Origin of the sequence: Vibrio sp. 10N.222.49.A3 (genome assembly GCF_041475145.1) — a bacterium.
Classification (GTDB): Bacteria; Pseudomonadota; Gammaproteobacteria; order Enterobacterales; family Vibrionaceae; genus Vibrio; species Vibrio tasmaniensis_A.
In genome coordinates this window covers 20,283-38,627 of the sequence record NZ_JBFRVM010000023.1, presented here as the reverse complement: position 1 = coordinate 38,627, position 18,345 = coordinate 20,283, and the positions used below count along the sequence as shown (strand labels likewise).

The window sequence follows — 18,345 nt, the reverse complement described above, 5'->3', positions numbered from 1 at the left end:
CGCCATAGTTTTGTGAAGTGGCGCGTATAGAGAAATGTGAAGGCGGGCTCAAACTATTTTTGGGTGATGAAAGCCATCCAAAACTAAGCGTTAGGTTGCTTAGGTTAAGATGTGAAATGTTGGAGAGAATCGATGGCTTTGGGTAATAAAAAAGGCAAGGAGAACCTTGCCTTTGGTGTGTTGAATTTAACGTATGATTACAGTTTTACAGCAAATGATTCATACGGTGCCAGTTCAAGCTTGGCCGACAACTCAGTGACCGTTTGATAGTTATTGATCAGACAATCAAGCGTCTGAGTTTGGTATTGTTCAGGTATATCCAGTGTCAGGTTGTCGTTTGAGAAGTTACAAACTACAAACAGCTTTTCACCATCCAACTCACGGACGTAGGCGAAAACCTTGTCGTGTTCTTCAAAAACAGGAATGAATGAACCGTAGACAATCGCTGGGTGAGCTTTTCGTAACTCTATCAATGTCTTGTAGTGATAAAATATGGAACTTGGATCAGCCAACGCACTTTCGACGTTGATCTCTGGGTAGTTTGGATTCAGCTCAATCCAAGGTGTTCCGTCAGAGAAGCCTGCATTTGGTTGGTTGTTCCAATGCATGGGTGTTCTAGCGTTGTCACGGCTGTTCTCGTGAATGGCGTCCATCATGTGTTCATGAGTAACACCTGATTCCGTTTTTACTTTATAGAAATTGTGCGTTTCAATATCTTTATATTGGTCTAGATTGTCAAAAGCGACATTGGTCATGCCAATCTCTTCACCTTGATAAATGTAAGGTGTGCCTTTTAAGAAGTGCAAACACGTCGCCAGCATTTTTGCTGACTCAACTCGGAAATGTTTGTCATCACCGTATTTTGAAACCAAACGTGGCAAATCGTGGTTGTTCCAAAAAAGGGAATTCCAACCACCATCGGCCAGCTCTAGCTGCCACTTGGTCAGCACATTTTTGAACTCTCGAAGATCAAGCGGAATAGGGTTCCATTTGTCACCGTTTTCCCATGTCAGGGTAATGTGCTCAAATTGGAATACCATAGAAAGTTCATTTCTATCTTGTCCACTGTATAGCTTGGCTATTTCTGGAGTCGCGCCCCAAGTTTCTCCTACGGTTAACAAATCCTTGTTACCAAAGGTCGCCTGATTCATTTGTTGTAATAGCTTGTGCAGCCTTGGTCCGTTACCAGTGATTCCTTTATCGATCTCTTTACCAATAAGATCAATCACATCTAAGCGGAAGCCGCCGATGCCAAGGTCAATCCACCAGTTCATCATAGTATGAACTTCTTCTTGAACCTTCAGGTTTTCCCAGTTCAAATCTGGCTGACGTTTCGAGAATAGATGGAAGTAATATTGTTGTGTGAGTTCATCCCACTGCCAAGCACTTCCGCCAAAGATAGAACCTTGGTCATCTGGTGCACTGCCATCTGGTTTTGCATCGCGCCAAATGTAATAGTCTCGATACGGATTGTCTTTTGAAGAGCGTGCTTGCTCGAACCAACGATGCTCATCTGACGTATGATTGACCACTAAATCCATAACAATCTTAATGTCACGTTCTTTCGCTTCATCCATCAGGCGTTTCATCTCTTCCATCGTGCCAAACTCTTCAGCTATCGCTTGGTAGTCGGAGATGTCGTAGCCGTTATCGTCCATTGGAGATTGATAAACAGGAGAGAGCCAAATGACATTAATGCCTAGTTCTTTGAGGTAATCGAGTTTGCTGATGATTCCATTTAGGTCACCGATACCGTCATTATTCGAGTCTAAAAAGCTACGCGGGTAAATTTGGTAGACCACTGCGTCATGCCACCATTTCTGTTCCATCTCAATGTCCACTTAATAAGTTAATTGACCTTACTATAGTGATTTCATCTTACACTGGGAAATAGCATTACTAATGCTCTCTATAGAAAAATCCTATATCATGAGTTCTATCCATTGTACGCTGTGTTCAGTGGTTTAATTTGTTGAATTTCTAACCTCGCATTTTGTGATCGAATGCAAACTAAGAGAATCCTATGAACAAGCTATACCGATACTTTCTGATGGTTGCGCATACTGGCAGCATTAAAGGTGCCGCGGAAAAGCTGAATATTAGCCAGCCCTCCTTGACCGCTGCGATCAAGAAATTAGAGAGTGATGTTGGTGTGGCTATTTTTACTCGTAAGTCAAAAGGCGTTGAGCTTACCGAGTACGGGTTGTTGTTTCGGGAGTTTGCACAAGAACAGCAAGAAAAACACCTGTCTTTAATGCACCGCTTTACCGACATGCAGCAGCGCCAATCCGGTAAATTGAAGCTCGGCACCGGGGAAGCTTGGTGGGAACAATTTGTTTGCAAGGCGGTTGAGGAATACAAGCAACAAGAAAAAATGGGCTCGCTACATTTGGAGTTCGGTAACAACTTGTCTTTGATGCACCACTTGGTTCAAGGCGATATCGACTTGTTTGTTGGCCATGAAATCTATGGGCTGCATGAGCGATGCAAAGTGACGTTTTACCCACTCTTTCAAGACAAAGAAGCGGTGTTTGTTCGAGCCAACCATCCGTTGCTAACGAAGAAACACTTAGATCCGAGTTTGTTAAGGCGTGAGACATTAGCATTTCCAATACTCCAAGTGACCCCCGATCATTCTCGACATAACTCTGTACTGTCTGATCACGTAAATTCACAGCCTGGCGGGCGTGATACTGAGGTGGTTGGGCGAGATGTCTATGACGTTGACTCTCTTTTTGCGAGCTTAGATATGTTAAGAATGTCTGATGCTGTCATGCCATACAGTCATAAAATGTGCGATTGGATGAAAGACAAAGGCTTCGAAACCTTATTGATTGATGACTCTAAGCTAGGAAACGTTGGCCTCTACGCGAAACAGGGAGCGGAAGACCTCAAGATTAAGGCGTTCATTGAGATCTTACAAAAAGCCAACTTTGATTAAGCTAGAAGCCAGAAATGCGGAGAAAGTAGGGATGCGCTGTGGCGTTAAGGCGATTAGCATCATCGACTGGTGCTCAGGGCGGCTAATCTATTGATTCTGAACGTTGTAAGCCGTACTAGCCATTTGCCTACCCTTTGGTCTGGTGACCTGTTTTCTTCGCAAACTTTTGCATAGCCTCAGCAAAGGTTGTTGCCCCACCTTTGGCTTGTACCTGTACTACCTTATACCCCAATTTTTCTAGCGCTTGGCGCTCTGCTAAAACAGCGTCATCGTCTTGCTGACTGCCCTGTGCTGGCTGATGAAGGTAACACCCTTCGAGTTGACCATCTTCGACCAGTTGGTGGTGTTTCAGTGCATTGATATCAAAATTCATAGTCAGTCTTTTCGTTTAAATGGGGGATACCTGCGGTAAAGCCCGCAAGTATCTATAATTCGATTGTTTGTACCATAAGGTATTTTAACAATAAAAAGCGAATGGAAAAATAGTAAACCAGTGGAATGTAATCGGGAGCTGTTTGCATCAGAAATGGATGAAAATGAGTTAACCAGTACAACTAGTTCAAAGGTGGACAATAACGTATTTACTAATCGCATTGAGTAAGTGAAGTGTGGCGATTCATATCAATACCTCATGGCTTTCGTGACCACGCCCTTATCTGCTCAATTTCACCTTCATCGATATTTAAAGACTGGAGGAATTTGAGATGTCCTAGTGGTTCCATCTGCTCAAAGCGTTTGTGCCAATTGATCATATCCTGTTCATCCATTCCTGACTCCTTAAGTATTTCTGTCCAACGCTCTTTGGTGAGTAGGCCTTGATTAAGAAGTTCAGGCTCTTTGAGTAACGCCATAATTGACTGTTGCTGCTGGCGCAACTGTTGAATTTCTTGATCGAGGGCAGCGAACTGCTGTCTTAGTACTACATCTCTGTTTTCATCCTGAGATTGGTGTAGCAGGCTCCCAATCTCACTGACGGGAATACCATAAGAGCGATAGGCAAGTATTGATCTAAACCTTTCAAGTTCTCGCTCTCCATATTGGCGATAACCGTTAGACGCTCTAACTGCTGGAGTGATTAGCCCCTTTCGCTCGTAGTAGAGAACCGTTGTTCGAGATACCTCAAGTTGCTCACAAAATTGTTTGATGCTCAACACTTAGGGCTACCCTCTTTGGTTGTTTGATAGTGAGACAAAATCAATGGAATCAATGCACTAATAAGAATAATCAGTGCGCCAATCATTGACCATAAATCAGGAATTTCAGAAAAGACAACTAAGCCAATGATAAGCGAATAGATAATCTTTACATACTCAACATTGGCAATGATGTTGGCTTGTGTCCATTTGTATGCAGAGATACCAACATACTGAGCAAACGAAGAGATGATGCCAACTAACAGCAGTAACATAAAGTCTTCAACAGTTGGCGTGCGCCATAAGTAAAGGGTTGGTATTAATGTAATCAAACCAATTGCCAGAGCTTGGTATGCCATCAATGTTATCTTTGGTTCGCTCTGTGCCACTTTCCTAACACACACTACCGCTACCGACGCGCCTAGTGCGGCAATCACGCCAGATAAAACATAAAGGCTATGGCTTGCAGCAAAGGTCGGTCGAACAACCGTCATTACCCCGATAAATCCAACCACAATCGTGAAAATTCGACTGCGGGTTATCTGCTCTGCCAATACGAAATGAGCGATTAGAGCCACAAACAGTACCTGCAAGAAACCGAGTGCTGTTGCATCAGCAAATGGAATATTGCTCACTGAAATAAAACCAAAGTATAGAGCGGTAAATGCGCCCATTATTCTTAGTAGGTGAAGCGATATTTTGTTGGGTCTAAATAGCACATCGATATTTTTGCTAATCGCAGGCATGAGCAACAACATAAAGATGAACTGGCGGAAGAAAAGGATCTGAAAGGTGTCATAGTCTGTACTGAGTTGTCGAACAAATACCCCAACGATAGTAAATAGTGCTGTAGATATTAGGGCAAGAGTGATCCCTTTCATTGTCGATGGTAGATGGTCGAAGAGCTGATATATCTTTGACTGCTGTAAGTCTCGTAATTGGTACACCGGAATGTGCCTCTTTAGTCATGATAAGTATAAGGCGAATCATTCTAAAGTCGTCACCTGTAGACAGGTCAAGTGATAGGAGTCGTCAGCGACAAAAAGTTATCCCTTTGAAAGATGAAAGGGGTATTTGAGCTAGAAAGCAACGCTGATTGAAATTTAGACTAGTAAGGTTTTGGACAAAGACGATTTAGCGCATCGCACTAAACCGTTCTTTTTAGATTAGAAAAAATACCTTGAAACCTTAAACGTTAGCTTACTCTGCCATAATCTTATCGTAACTATATTGGCACGAACCACATTTACCTTCGTTGTATTGATCTTCTATGCCTAATGACGTGTCACATATTTCACAAAATTTATATTCCATTTCATACTCACACGCCACACACTTATCTTCACTATATATATATGTGTGTTTTCCGCACTCATGGCATGAATCATAAGGAGAATCCCCACCATCCATAGCATTACTAATTGCTTCACCAGACAATGAGTCATCAATACATTGCTCAATTACATCATCAAATGAAAAATCAGTATTACATGACCTACAATGCAAGTTAACACAGGGGTGACAATCATCGGGATATGGAGCTTCGATTAATGACGAGTGACATGAATTACAACGTAAATATTTTAATGACTCTTTAACTGCGTCGTACTTCCAATCTATTTTTTCGATTGATGCAGTACATAATGCTTCTTCAGCAGAATAAACTTCACTTACTTCAAGTAAAGTTGCCCACGCTTCATCACCTAATGTTTCTTGTGGATCTTTTTCTAAGTATTCGGTTAGGAAATCTCTAATCAGTAAAAATGATTTTGCAACTATTTCACGAACGGTATCTGGCGACTCTGAAGTATAGTAATGTTCAAGAGCATTCCTCAGTTTATTAATTTCATTAAATCGGTTCCAATCTACTGATACTTTCAAGCTTTTAAACCGCTCTTGAATTGAAAAGACATCAACTGTTTTATGCCCTTTACCTTCGAAGACGATTTTTCCATCATCATTTTGGATAGGCCTAATATTTTGTTTTATTAAAAGTTCTTTATTATCTTCAGGAGATAACAGGCATAGTTTCTCTTTGTATAGAAGTAAAATTCCTGCTGAAATGTTTCGAACAGCAGAAACACTTCTTCTATCATCTGCACTTTCATAGTCTTCAATCCCTATTTGAATTGAATCTATCGCATTTTGGATTATACTCAAAACTTCTCCTTTTTAACTCTTTGCCAACACTTGTTCAATGGTCAAACTTGAACCTAGCTCAGATTCTGTATCATATTCTAAACTTGCATCTATATATAAACGGAAGATAAATGACAATTTAACAACATCGCTATCTATCTCAATATTATATATTGATCTTATAGATTCTATTTCATCTACATGTTGCTTAAATTCTATTAAATCAATTGTTACGACTAAATCAACTCTACGCATCTCGTAGAAACAACTAATATAGACACTTTTTTCTGGAAGGCGACTAACGTAATGAACAGTTGGGTCTTCGACTCCCTCGAAAATATCAGGAACAATTTCGATTACATCGGTTAATTTATCAGTAAATACTTGCGCACCTAATAAATCTCCAATGTCTTTGTTTTTCATATTCTTAAGGTAACTTTCTGTTTCTTCAATCAGAAAGCCTTCTAAGTCATCAAGTATTTCTTCACGGTTAAAGGCGTGCTCAATTTTATCAACATTCTCTTTGATAAAGTCGAAAATATTTAAGTACGGCTTGATAGTTGCTGTAACTCCAATTTCATCAATATCTTTTTGCAAATCGTCATTAAATGATAAAATCTTATTTTTCTTTTCGAAGAAATCATGCTTGTTGTTTGTAATGAAGGCAATTTCACCTTCAATATTCTGAGCTTTTAAATAACTCAAAAATGAAAGCCAGATCAAAGTATCACGGTAACCTTTCTCTTCACCAGTAAATGGTTTAACTAATTTTAATGCTCTATCAACAACCTGTTCATGCGGAACTTCATCGTATGAGATATTTTCGATGAAATTAACTTTACTATTTAATATTGATTGAACGTCATACTTTGTAATCCCCAATTTTTCAAATGAAAAATCAACATCTTGTTTATTAAGTTTATTGACTCTGTTGATCAACCTATCAATCTCTGTTGTTGTTTCCAACAACTCTCTCTCACGAATATTATTAACTTCCTGAGCGACTAAGTTAGACAACAAAAGGCCTAATTCTTCATTATTTAAGTAATGAAACAATAGTTTAAAATTTGCATTATCTACGAACCAATTATTGTAAAATGCATTTGTGTCTAAAAAAACTTTCATGAACATCTTCTTTGAGTGAAACTACGAGTCAAGTAGAGAGGGCTAATGTTGAGGTCATTCATTATGAAACTCAACCAGTATTCATTTATAGTGTGAATCGAAAGCGACTTTTAGGAGAAACTTCAGCAATTTTCCATATAACAACCCAAACACATGGATTAGATTAATTTGATCCATTCTAGAGCGTTCGAGCAAAGCAGTTCGGGGCTCTGAGAAGTTTTGGGGCAAAACCAAGCAATAGCCACTCGCCAGACCTGCTTAGAGCGTGCTTTGAAAACCAACGACCGTCTGAATTTTACTTATCCGAAGACGACGTTAAGTACTTTTTTTGTATTTTAACGCCGTCATTGCTAGTCACTTTTAGTACGGTTGATTAAAGGGGTAACACCCAAGCGAAAGCGGCTAGGGGGTTTAATTCTGCACTGAAGTAACCGACACCATTTTCCACATACAGCGTCTGTTGTTGGACGCCTTCAATATGTTCTTTGAGCGTATAGCTTCCGTCAGCAATGCCTAGTTTTTGAATAACCTCTTCCGTTACCTTCAACTGAATATGGTCTGTTTTGCTTTGGCTGAAGTTAGCAGTGGCGATAACCAGTTCTTGATTATCAAAACGCAAGAAAGCATAAACAGAATCACTTAGCTGATTGGATTGGTGTAAATCTTGGTACGCTCCGGTCATCGATGAATGGTTCAATGAAAAGGTCATCACTTGTTGATAGAAGAGTCTGAGTTGCTTTTCGTCATCGTTGAGCTGCCCACCATCGAACTTTCCTCCGTTCATCCATTTTTGATGTTGAGGAACACCGATGTAGTCAAATATAGACGTGCGAGAAGGTTGCCCAAAACCTGCGTTCTCCGCACCCGGTTCGCCGACTTCTTGCCCGAAGTAAATCATGGTGGGAGAGCTACTTAATAGCGCACTGACTAACATGGCTGGTTTGGCAATGTGTGGGTTACCAACAAAATCAGGAGACGCGACACGCTGCTCATCGTGGTTGTCTAAGAAGTGCATCATGTGATGTTCGATGTCCATCATTTGATGCTGGATCTCAGGGATGACTGCCGTTGAAGCCTTACCTTGCATGACTGCTTTTAGGCCGTCGTAAAGATCGACTTTGTCATACAGATAGTCCATTTTACCCATGCGAATGTAATCACGATAAAGGTCCGGTTGATACACTTCCGCCATCAAAAAGGCGTCTTGATTCTTTACTTTTATTGATGAATTGAGATAGCTCCAGAATTCGACCGGTACCATTTCTGCCATATCGTAGCGAAATCCATCGACGCCTTTTTCTAACCAATATAAGGCGATGTCTCGAAACTTAATCCATGAATCCGGCACATCAACGTGCTGCCAGAAATGGTAGTGGGCGAGGTGATCACGCATCGCGTAATCGTCCGGTAGTTCAGGGAAGTCTTTTGAACCGTCTGGTCGCACGCCATAGTTAATTTTTACGGTTTCATACCAATCGTCGAAGTTGGGTTTGCTCAAGCGCGATCCGTTTCCTGTCCATTTGGCTGGGGACTCAACAAATGGTGAGGCTAAATTCGGGTGTTGTTCGCCACCAAGAGGAATGAACGCAGGGTCGATCTCGGGCAGTTCAAATGTGCTGTCAGGAATGTAATAGAAGTTATTGTTGCGATGATACTCAACAGTCGTGTCATCTTGATCGGCAAAGTCACGTACGCCTTCTGGATTATTCAAGCCTTGGTAATTACGGGCAATGTGGTTAGGGACGATATCAATGATGACTTTCAAACCATTGTCATGGCTTCTTTTGATCAAGGCTTCGAATTCCTGTAAACGCTGCGCTGGATTGTCAGCAAGATCTGGGTTTACGGAGTAGTAATCTTTGACGGCATAAGGTGAGCCAGCCCGTCCTTTTACAACGCTTGGATGATCGTCTGAGATGCCGATGTGCTTGTAGTCGTTGATCACAGCATGATGTGGTACTCCGGTGTACCAAATATGAGTGATGCCGAGTTCTCTAATTTCTGTCAGCGCTTTATTGGTGAAGTCACTGAACTTGCCCACGCCATTTTGTTCAATGGTTCCCCAAGGTGTGTTCTGTGTATTCTGATTGCCGAACAAACGGGTAAAAACTTGATAGATTGAATGTTTCTTGTTGTACATACTTATATTCCATCTCGAGAAGTGGAGCTGTAGGGCTTTGTCGTTGAAGCTGTGGTAGACGTTATATTTGATATAGAAGTTATCGTTAGGAGGCTAGCTTAATCAGAATGCGGCTTTATCCTCCTTGGGTAAGAAAATCGGGGCGTAGTTGCTGTGGTATGTGAGCGGCTGCTCAAAAAAAGGGGAGGTTAATACCTCCCCTCGCTCTTCCCCAAAAAAACAGGCTCGTCTGTGATGATTATGTGAATGTGAAGCTTATTGTTTCGTCACAGATACCACGGCTTTTTCTGCGCTGTCATTGAGTTGATGAATCGCATTCAGTGTGAATGTGTAGTTGCCCGCTTCGGTTATATTCAACTTACAGTCGCCTTCGCTGCCAATGTTGATCGAGCCCTGAGCTAAGTCGACGGAGTGACAGCCAATATCCAAGATACCCCAAGTAGAGCCACCAAACTTGAAGCCATATTCACCCACAGCCAAAGCGTCAGTGACAGAGTAAACGCCGTTACCAACGAAGTTCATCGCCCAAGCGTCCGTCGGGTTCCATCCGTTCATTGCACCACGTACATAGACGGTCGTTTTGCCATATGGCGGAATCTTAGATACGTCCTTTTGTGAGTTATCAACCGATAACCCAGCACCTTGTGACGCGCCTTGAGTTTGCACAAATACTGCGGTGGTTAATGGCGGTACGGTGAAAGTCTCAGCGGAAAAGGTGGCGCCTTTCACGATGTCATCGGCAGAGTTCTTCTGAATAGTATGGAGTGTAAAGCCCGTCGCTCCCGTGATTTTGAATGATTGAGATTTACTCGTTGAGTTTACAACAACCACAATCGCATCAACGGTAGTATCTAGGTCTTTGCCTGTGGAGATTCCGTCATCAATAGACATCACGATCAGGCCTTCGATTTGATCTTTGCCCACATTGCGGAAGTCGACACGCTTCATGACTTCTTCTGCTGTGTCTAAGCGGAACAGTTCACTTGAGCTGCGGATTTTTAACAACTCTAGGAATTGCTGCTTGGTTAGGTCAATATCCTCTTTTGCAGGTTTGGCTGTGCTGTCGGCAATGATGGTTTTGATGAGTTCCCAGTTGGCACCATCTTTGTCTTCACGAGGTAAGCCAACATTCCAGTTATTGCCAGTACCATCAAACATCACACGGTTGTACCAATCGCCAGAGTCGTAAGAATCACGCTGCATCGATTTAGAACGTAACAGTTCAGACCCCATGTGGATGAACGGGATGCCTTGGCCCAACATGACGGTCGAGAGCGATACCGACTGCATACGAGCTCGTTCAGCAGAGCTTGTGCCTTCGGCGATTTTGTAAGCGTTGTTATCCCAAAGAGTTTGGTTGTCGTGCTTGGAAACGTAAGAGATGTTCTCTGACGGCATCTTAGTGTAACCCGCGGGTGCGCCGTTGTAGTCGACGTTTTTGCCCAGTTTGGTATCGCCTTTGTAATCCAGTAATACGTATTCAGCTAAGTTACCCGCCATGCCTAAGCGCACAAGATCTTGGTTGTGTAAACGACCGTTGACTGAATCTTGATCAACTTTGGTTTCTTCGTTGGCAAACGCGGCGTTACCGAAGCCTTGGTTAAATCGAAGTGGGTGCTTACCTTCAGAATCGACACCACCATCAAATGGGCTACCGCCTCGCACTGCATCACGCAAACGGTCAGAGAAGGTGCCAATTTCGGTACCTGCCATATTGATCTGGTTGGCTTGTTCGAAGCGAGCGTTGTTTGCTACTTCGCCAAAGTCCCAACCTTCGCCATAGAACAGGGTATTTGGGTCGATCTTGCGCACTTCTTTCAATGCCTCGACCATCACGCTTTTTGGCTGGTGGCCCATTAAATCAAAGCGGAAACCATCAACCTGATAGTCGTCAGCCCATACCTTGAGTGAGTCGACCATCAACTTACCCATCATTAGGTTTTCAGTTGCGGTGTTATCACAACACGTTGAGCTTTCCACGCCACCAGTGTTCACATTCAGGCGGTGATAATACCCAGGGACGATCTTATCCAGTACGGACTTATCGTTCACGCCAGACGCATTGGTATGGTTATAAACCACGTCCATGATCAGTTTCAGATCCATGTCGTGCGCAGCTTTAACCATTTGACGGAATTCTAGAATACGTTTTGAACCGTTAGGATCTGTCGCGTAACTTCCCTCTGGAACGGTGTAATGAAATGGGTCGTAGCCCCAGTTGAAACTATCTAACATACGCAGATCGTTCATTAGAGCTTGGGCATCGCCTGTTGAAGAGTTATAGCTGTTGAGTACGGCTTCGATGGTTTTGTTTTCATCTTCGGTGCCGCATAAAGTCGCTGTTGGTTTTACGTTACAGAGTTTGCTAACGGTGTCGGTGATATCCACGCGGCTCGCATCATCTTCATTGATGGTAGCGATATCGAATGCAGGTAAGATATGAAGCGTAGTTAAACCGGCATCTTTCAGAGCTTTCAAATGTTTTACTGACTCACGATCGGCTTCTGTTAGCGCTAGGTACTTGCCGTTTAAGCTTGCTGTACCTAACTTATCACTGAAGCTAAAATCACGAAGGTGTGATTCGTACAGTACGTGGTCTTCGTCTTTCTTCACCGTTGGGCGCTTATACCCAGCCCAACCTTGTGGCATCAGTGTTGAATCATCAAGGTCAATCACTTGTGAGTATGCTGAATTCTTCGACAAGCCGAGTGAGTATGGGTCGGTCACAAGGCGAGTTTCGATATTACCAGTGGTTGGGTGGTAGACCTTCACTTGGTAACGGTAATAACTATTCACGGCGTTAGAAATTGAATCCGTTGCCCAAATTCCTGATTCCAAGCTTTCCGTCATTGGGATCACTTTTGAACTTTGTCGGTCTTCGCTGTAGAGGACGAGTTCAACATCTTGCGCAGTAGGAGCCCAAAGTTTGAAGGTCGTCGTGTTGCCTTCCACAATCGCCCCCAGTGTTTCTCCCATTGCGTTACCCGTCTCTTTGTTGGCAAATACAGCATCAAGTACGCCGGGCTTTTGAACTTCAGTTGAAGAGATAACGTCGCCACTCGCATTGTACGCAACAACAATGATCTGAGATTTCAAGATGGTCCGCAGCGTGCTGGTGTCAACATCAATTGATAAAGCGGGTAGGCTTGCTAGATGACGGAAGCGTTCTTTTAATGCAGAGGATAGCTTGCCATCTTTCTTGAGTTCAACGGCCTGCCCACCGACGATCGCCTTATCATCGTTTATCGTGATGCTGTTATCGAGTGCGTAGAACAACTTGAGAGAATCGGCACCGTCTGCTGCTTCCCAAGCGATCGTCTTTGAGTCCAACCAATGTGCCTTCTGGCCATCAATCTTAACTGGGCGTTCTGAAATCGGTTCGTAGTACAGCGCGCTGCTGCCATGGAAACCGAATACAGATTGAGATTGACTCAGTTTGGTGAGATCAATTTTCGAGTTGGCGCTGCCAAACGCCTTATCGCCGCCATTATGCAAGATGAAGTTGATGCACTTATGAGGGTCGGATGCATCTGGATCGACTTTCAACACGTAGTAGGCGCCATAGGTATCATTGATGCCCTTGAATTCATAAGGTACGTCCCAGTCAGTCCCATTGTTACCTAATCCCATGCCGACTAAGTCAGTGCTCGTACAACCTTCACCATTCCAAAGGTGAAGCCCCCAGCCGTCGTAGGTCGAGCCAGAAGCGCGAGCCGCTGCAACATCACGTTTGTAATAAATAACAACTTCGTTTTCAGCGGCTTTATATAGACTATTGCTGTCAGAGTTTGTTTTGCTAGTGTCGCTTCCACAGCCTGCTATCAAGGTCGCGGTGACGAGAGGCAATATCGCCTTGGCTAAAGCTGAACGTTTGAAGTTGTTTGTTTGCGCAATATTGAAGCTCTTTGTTTTTGCAATCTTCAAGGCACTTTGTAGAATCTCGTGTTTATTGGTATTTATTTCGTTCACGTTTTGATATCCATATTTTTTACGAAGATGAATATCCTAGGCTTAACGATGCTCCACTATTTGTGACGCTTATGTATTAAGTTATTTTTAATCCGTAAAAATAGGAAACCTAGTGTCGATATCACGGATTGTGGTGGTTAACGCGCTTTTTTATTGGTTCAATAGCTCATAAAATACAGTTGGTTAGCCATAGGCGTAGAAGATAGGAGTAGTCGCTAGGGGTGATAACTACGCCTTATTTATGTGAGCTTAGTGGCACTTCACTCGCAGGTTGTTTTTTCTATCAAAAAAAGTTTGTACTCATTCGCCTCAAATAGCCTTAGTGAGTCTTTAATGTGGAATGGTGACGCTATGTTGTTCATTATCCAAAGGAGTTGATGTTGTCTTCATCTATTCAAATCGCTATTACTTATCTGGTATTGGTAGCGGTATCTGCGTTGTTTTCAGAAAGTTCAAAAGCGCTCTTGGTGTGGTATTTAGTTATCGGAATAGTGACGTTTTTTGTGTACGCGAAGGACAAGAGAGCGGCAATCAATGGTAATTGGCGTGTACCAGAGAAAACTCTGCATATTTTTTCTGTTGCTGGTGGTTGGTTAGGGGCGTTAATTGCTCAAGATAAACTGCGTCATAAAACGCAGAAGCAACCATTTATATTTGTATTTTTCGTGACGGTGTCACTTAATTTTGTGGCTTTTGTCTGGACGTTAACGCCGAGCGGGCAGGTGACATTTGGTCAATGGCTAAGCGAGATTATTAAGCTCTTTTAAAGAAACGGATGGTTAGCACCTGAGTACTAACCATCGATAGGTAAAGTGAGTCGATTAGAGCATCGGAATCGTTGATGCTAACAGCAAGCCCGCCATAGCGTAGTTGAAGCTTTTGATGCGGATTGGTGTTGTTAGCCAATGCTGGAGCTGTTTACCTGCCGCTGTCCAGAATGTCACAGAAGGTAAGTTGGCTAGTGTGAAGATACTGGCGATGATCGCGAGCTCCCACCATGAACTGCCACTGCTATACACTGAAATAGCCGTCAGCGCCATTGACCAACCTTTCGGGTTCACCCACTGAAAACTGGCTGCGCCGATGAAGGTCATTGGTTTAAAAGCCTCAGTACTTTTCGCTTTGCCGCTCAATGCTATCTTAATCGCAAGGTACACGAGGTAAGCAAGACTCAGGTATTTCAAGATTTGGTGAGAGACCGGATAGGCGTTAAAAATCCCCATTAAGCCGAAGCCAACCAATAGCAACATGGCTGCAAACCCCAGAGCAATGCCAAGCATGTGCGGAATGGTACGAGCAAAGCCAACATTGGCTCCTGATGTCATGAGCATGATGTTATTTGGACCTGGTGTGAAGGTCGAGACAAACGCAAACAAGGCAAGTGCGCTAAGTTGTTCTAAAGGCATTGTGATTCTCCAGCAGTAAAATGAACGAAGTGACTGACCGGTCATGACTTTCACGTGTTGAGAAACATAGTAGGTGGAAAGTGAGGCAATTATGTGCTTTTATTTCCTCAATTATCACTTAATGCACAATAATAAGTACTTATGGATAGATTTGACGAAAGGATATTGCAAGAGCTTAAATTGGACGGCAGAATCTCCAACATTGAGCTTTCAGAACGTATAGGATTGTCGGCTTCAGCGACCTTAAGGCGAGTACAGGATCTCGAGCGTAAAGGGATCATTCAAGGTTACCGTGCGGTTCTGGATAATGGACTGATGGGCGTTGGCTTTATTGCTTATGTTTCGATTGGCTTATCGAGCCATAGCAAAGCGGCTCAGCTAGAGTTTGAACAGCACGTCAGTATGGAAAAAGAGGTGGTGGAGTGCCACAACATTACTGGTGCCAATGAGTACTTGCTAAGGGTAGAAACAAAAGATCTACCGGGCTATAAGAAGTTTCATGCCGATGTGCTTGGGGAATGTGCTCAGGTGCAATCTATTACGACTATGGTTGTGATGGACACCCCCAAAGATGAACGTTAGTCGAGTTTTATTTCAGGAGAGGCGCAGTGCCAAATACTAACCAGTTGTTGTTGTTCTTAGATGTGGTTCAACAAGGGTCGTTTACCAAAGCGGCAACTTTACACGATATGGACAACTCATCGCTCTCTAAACAGATAAAAAAGCTTGAACAAGATTTAGGTGTTCAGTTGCTCAACCGTTCTACGCGTTCGTTCTCGTTGACGTCGGCAGGGGAAGATATTCTCGCGCAAACCTATGTACTGAAAGATACTATTAATCAGATTCAAGGCATTGCCGACTCGTACCAATCTGAGCCCAAAGGTGTGTTACGAATTACGTCGCCGATCTATTTTGGTCAGCAATACTTGCAACCTATTATTACTCAGTTCATGAGAAAGTATCCGGATGTTCAGATTGTGCTGTCACTAGACGACAAGATCGCGAACATTATTGCAGGGCAATTTGATATCGCGTTTCGCTTCAGTAAGCTTGTTGAATCCAATTTGATTGCCAAGAAGATTGCCGACAGTAACTTCATGCTCGTTGCATCGAACGACTTTGTGAAAGAGCACGGTGAGCCAAAGACGCCACAAGATTTGCTCTCCTTACCTGCAGTTATCTATACCAATGGTGATATGACGGTCGATCATCTACGTATCAGTGAAGAGCCGCATGGCAACACTTTCCAAAGCCTGACGATTCGTGGCAACTATAAGGTGAGTGATGTTCGCACCATGGTGTCTTGCGTAAAAGATGGCTTAGGTTATGGCTTCCTTGACCAATCAAACTTGTATGCCTCAATGAAAGAGTTGGGCTTGGTTACGTTACTTCCTGATTATGCAATCTCGACGGTTGATACGGCAATTTATGCTGTGTATCCGCATCGTAAGCAGACCAAATTGGTGAAAGAGTTCATTACTACGGTTCAAGACTATATTGGCTCTCCGACCATTTGGGAGAAGATGCAGCAAGGTTAGTTGGAAAGTCTAGGCCATAAGCTGCTAGATAAGATAGATAAGATAGATAAGATAGATAAGATAGAATAAGTAACGCCCCAAGACTTATAGATAAAAAGCGAGCGGGATCACAGCATTAATGGAGTGCTGACGGATAGATACTCGTAGGCTTTTTATCATTATGTATTCCTGAGATACTGAACAAAATTCATTTTAGGGCGGATCGTTTTAATAACTGCGCTTTTCCCTGTCATTCAAACATACTGCTCGCTATAGGTTGATTGCTTTCCTGTGTAGGGTGCTATTAGCCGAGTTAGGATAAAATATTTTATGAGTACAATGGGAATCGCAATTGGTGCGACCGCTCTTTCGTTAATACTGATTGCTGTTTGGTTGGTCTCTTTGTCGCTAAGAAAAAAGCGCTTGGAACAAGAACGTAAAGCTCGCGCTGTCGCTTACCGAAAAGCGATTGAAAAAGCACGTATCCAAGAGCAAAAAGATCGTCAATTTAAGGCTGAAACAGGGCATGTGCCGTCGATTTTATATTTGGCGAAAGAGGCCGAACGAGTCAATCTTAAGGAAGCTCTGTATTGGTACGATAAAGCTGCCCATTTAGACAATGTCAACGGCATGTACGGCATTGTGCGTCTGAGTATGAAGTGCAAAGAAGACCTAATTTTAAGAGAAAAGGCCAATTTTTGGCAGTTAGCGATATCAGCACTGGATAATGATCCGCTTGCAAAATTCGAGGTGGGTAAAGCACTCGTGTTTGGTCGCGGAGTTGAGAAAAACCTTCCGAAAGGCAGCGCCTATATTGAAGAGTCTGCAGTTAGTGGTAACACCGAAGCGATGCTTTTCATGGGGGATTGGTGTTTAGATAGAGAGAACCCAGATTATTCTCCAGAAAGCTCTTTCATGTGGTTCAGAAAAGCGGCTGAAAAGAATAACCTAGACGGAAAAATCAAATTGGGTATGAGCTATTTGAACGGTGTTGGCGTTGTCGCTAATCATCGTGAAGCGGTTTACTGGTTTGAAACGGCAGCTGAAAAAAACTGTGCAGAAGCGATGTTTAAAGCCGGTGAGGCGTGGATTGACCATGGTGAGCACGGCAATGCTATCGCGTATATCTGGTTATTCTTATCGGCTCATTTTGGCTATGCGGATGCGAGGTATTTGAGAGATAAAGTTGGTGGGGATCTTGGTGTTGACGCCGTTGTGGGATTACAGGCCCTGACTAAGCCAATAATGACCAAGTTGACGCAAGAAGCAATCACCAAGCACTCTATCGTTAAAGCGCTCAACAAGCTCTACAAACGCGATATCCCAGTACATAAGAAAGTGAAAGAAGCCTCTGAAGAAGAAAGTGATGAGTTAGGTGTCGATAAGGCGGATTTGGATACCGAAGCTTCAAGTGCTCAAGGTTTAAATGGCAACAATCACCAACAGGCGGCTGAAAACCATGATGGTGCCAAGGCAAGCGCGAATCGAGCATCACAAGATAAGCAAGCTAACTCTAATAGCGGTTCTTTGGACTTTAGCCAACCGGTAGTCGAGTCTAACTGGAAGAGCAATTAATAAACCGTGTTTATGAGTTATTACCTGTATTCTGAACATGACTGAAACGAGTAGTTCTACAATTTAAAAAATCCAACGATGTTATAACTGACGCTAAGGTGATCCGTTATTCATACGGTAGGTGTTATACCAATCGTAGTAAATCACTGGTCACCCTAGCTTGCTAAAACGCTCGATAACTGCGTTAGTATTTTTGATTGTAGAATAACTACTTATCGAAACTTCTTGTCGAAAAGAGCTGCCTTGTTCTCAAGCCTTTTCCCTGCGCTATTTTTGATCACTTACTTACTGTGATTGGTATTATTGACTGCGGCGGGTAAAGCACTCAAACAAAAAAAGGGAAGCATCTGCTTCCCTTTTTGTTTATGTACGATTTGCTTTTTAGAGCTTAGAGCTTAGA

At 42.9% G+C, this 18,345-nt stretch carries 14 protein-coding genes; 5 read left to right on the top strand and 9 right to left on the bottom strand.

All coding sequences use genetic code 11. From position 1 onward, the window contains the following. Positions 1-197: 197 nt before the first annotated feature. Positions 198-1,829: an alpha-glucosidase gene (locus tag AB4589_RS04125; protein ID WP_372099452.1), complete on the bottom strand. Its 1,632-nt coding sequence runs from the start codon at positions 1,827-1,829 to the stop codon at positions 198-200. A gap of 194 nt (positions 1,830-2,023) precedes the next feature. On the opposite strand from AB4589_RS04125, the gene AB4589_RS04120 reads away from it, so the two are divergent. Continuing rightward, a complete protein-coding gene (locus AB4589_RS04120; RefSeq protein WP_372099450.1) occupies positions 2,024-2,941 on the top strand; it encodes a LysR family transcriptional regulator in 918 nt (305 codons plus the stop codon). Between the two features lie 127 nt (positions 2,942-3,068). Here the strand turns inward: AB4589_RS04120 and AB4589_RS04115 are convergent, their stop codons facing one another. The 7 genes from AB4589_RS04115 to pulA all read right to left on the bottom strand — a co-directional run bounded on the left by AB4589_RS04115 (position 3,069) and on the right by pulA (position 13,402). Further along, positions 3,069-3,314: a hypothetical protein gene (locus AB4589_RS04115; protein ID WP_065679239.1), complete on the bottom strand. Its 246-nt coding sequence runs from the start codon at positions 3,312-3,314 to the stop codon at positions 3,069-3,071. Between the two features lie 256 nt (positions 3,315-3,570). Continuing rightward, positions 3,571-4,095 carry a MerR family transcriptional regulator gene (locus AB4589_RS04110; protein WP_372099448.1) on the bottom strand — a complete coding sequence of 175 codons (525 nt, stop codon included), beginning with the start codon at positions 4,093-4,095 and terminating at the stop codon, positions 3,571-3,573. Beyond that, on the bottom strand, positions 4,089-4,955 hold the full coding sequence (locus AB4589_RS04105) for a DMT family transporter (RefSeq protein WP_372099535.1): 867 nt from the start codon (positions 4,953-4,955) through the stop codon (positions 4,089-4,091). The genes AB4589_RS04110 and AB4589_RS04105 overlap by 7 nt, the downstream gene beginning before the upstream one ends. Positions 4,956-5,274: 319 nt before the next feature. After that, positions 5,275-6,234, bottom strand: a complete 960-nt coding sequence (locus tag AB4589_RS04100) for a hypothetical protein (protein ID WP_372099447.1) — start codon at positions 6,232-6,234, stop codon at positions 5,275-5,277. Between the two features lie 12 nt (positions 6,235-6,246). After that, positions 6,247-7,338, bottom strand: a complete 1,092-nt coding sequence (locus AB4589_RS04095) for a PIN domain-containing protein (RefSeq protein WP_371710708.1) — start codon at positions 7,336-7,338, stop codon at positions 6,247-6,249. A gap of 373 nt (positions 7,339-7,711) precedes the next feature. Continuing rightward, positions 7,712-9,478 carry an alpha-amylase family protein gene (locus tag AB4589_RS04090; protein ID WP_372099445.1) on the bottom strand — a complete coding sequence of 589 codons (1,767 nt, stop codon included), beginning with the start codon at positions 9,476-9,478 and terminating at the stop codon, positions 7,712-7,714. Between the two features lie 255 nt (positions 9,479-9,733). Continuing rightward, on the bottom strand, positions 9,734-13,402 hold the full coding sequence (gene pulA, locus AB4589_RS04085) for a pullulanase-type alpha-1,6-glucosidase (protein WP_372099533.1): 3,669 nt from the start codon (positions 13,400-13,402) through the stop codon (positions 9,734-9,736). A 422-nt stretch (positions 13,403-13,824) separates the two neighbouring features. Here pulA and AB4589_RS04080 point away from each other — a divergent pair, with 422 nt between their 5' ends. Beyond that, positions 13,825-14,214 (top strand): DUF1294 domain-containing protein, encoded by a 390-nt coding sequence (locus AB4589_RS04080; RefSeq protein ID WP_372099443.1) that lies wholly within the window; start codon positions 13,825-13,827, stop codon positions 14,212-14,214. Positions 14,215-14,268: 54 nt separating this feature from the next. On the opposite strand, the gene AB4589_RS04075 is transcribed toward AB4589_RS04080, so the two are convergent. Continuing rightward, positions 14,269-14,853, bottom strand: a complete 585-nt coding sequence (locus AB4589_RS04075; protein WP_372099441.1) for a LysE family translocator — start codon at positions 14,851-14,853, stop codon at positions 14,269-14,271. Positions 14,854-14,994: 141 nt separating this feature from the next. Here AB4589_RS04075 and AB4589_RS04070 point away from each other — a divergent pair, with 141 nt between their 5' ends. The 3 genes from AB4589_RS04070 (at position 14,995) to AB4589_RS04060 (ending at position 17,945) form a co-directional block, all read left to right on the top strand. After that, the gene (locus AB4589_RS04070; RefSeq protein ID WP_009845852.1) at positions 14,995-15,435 is read left to right on the top strand and encodes an Lrp/AsnC family transcriptional regulator; all 441 of its coding nucleotides are present in this window, start codon (positions 14,995-14,997) and stop codon (positions 15,433-15,435) included. 26 nt (positions 15,436-15,461) lie between these two features. Then, positions 15,462-16,391 (top strand): LysR family transcriptional regulator, encoded by a 930-nt coding sequence (locus AB4589_RS04065; protein ID WP_017096258.1) that lies wholly within the window; start codon positions 15,462-15,464, stop codon positions 16,389-16,391. A 318-nt stretch (positions 16,392-16,709) separates the two neighbouring features. Next, on the top strand, positions 16,710-17,945 hold the full coding sequence (locus AB4589_RS04060) for a tetratricopeptide repeat protein (protein WP_372099531.1): 1,236 nt from the start codon (positions 16,710-16,712) through the stop codon (positions 17,943-17,945). Positions 17,946-18,345: the final 400 nt, after the last annotated feature.

Bases quoted from the DNA above. Each gene is read 5' to 3' on its own strand.
- AB4589_RS04115 (WP_065679239.1), bottom strand. From the start codon at position 3,314: ATGAATTTTGATATCAATGCACTGAAACACCACCAACTGGTCGAAGAT.
- AB4589_RS04075 (WP_372099441.1), bottom strand. From the start codon at position 14,853: ATGCCTTTAGAACAACTTAGCGCACTTGCCTTGTTTGCGTTTGTCTCG.
- AB4589_RS04095 (WP_371710708.1), bottom strand. From the start codon at position 7,338: ATGAAAGTTTTTTTAGACACAAATGCATTTTACAATAATTGGTTCGTA.
- AB4589_RS04105 (WP_372099535.1), bottom strand. From the start codon at position 4,955: ATGAAAGGGATCACTCTTGCCCTAATATCTACAGCACTATTTACTATC.
- AB4589_RS04090 (WP_372099445.1), bottom strand. From the start codon at position 9,478: ATGTACAACAAGAAACATTCAATCTATCAAGTTTTTACCCGTTTGTTC.
- AB4589_RS04080 (WP_372099443.1), top strand. From the start codon at position 13,825: ATGTTGTCTTCATCTATTCAAATCGCTATTACTTATCTGGTATTGGTA.
- AB4589_RS04125 (WP_372099452.1), bottom strand. From the start codon at position 1,829: ATGGAACAGAAATGGTGGCATGACGCAGTGGTCTACCAAATTTACCCG.
- AB4589_RS04070 (WP_009845852.1), top strand. From the start codon at position 14,995: ATGGATAGATTTGACGAAAGGATATTGCAAGAGCTTAAATTGGACGGC.
- AB4589_RS04120 (WP_372099450.1), top strand. From the start codon at position 2,024: ATGAACAAGCTATACCGATACTTTCTGATGGTTGCGCATACTGGCAGC.
- AB4589_RS04060 (WP_372099531.1), top strand. From the start codon at position 16,710: ATGGGAATCGCAATTGGTGCGACCGCTCTTTCGTTAATACTGATTGCT.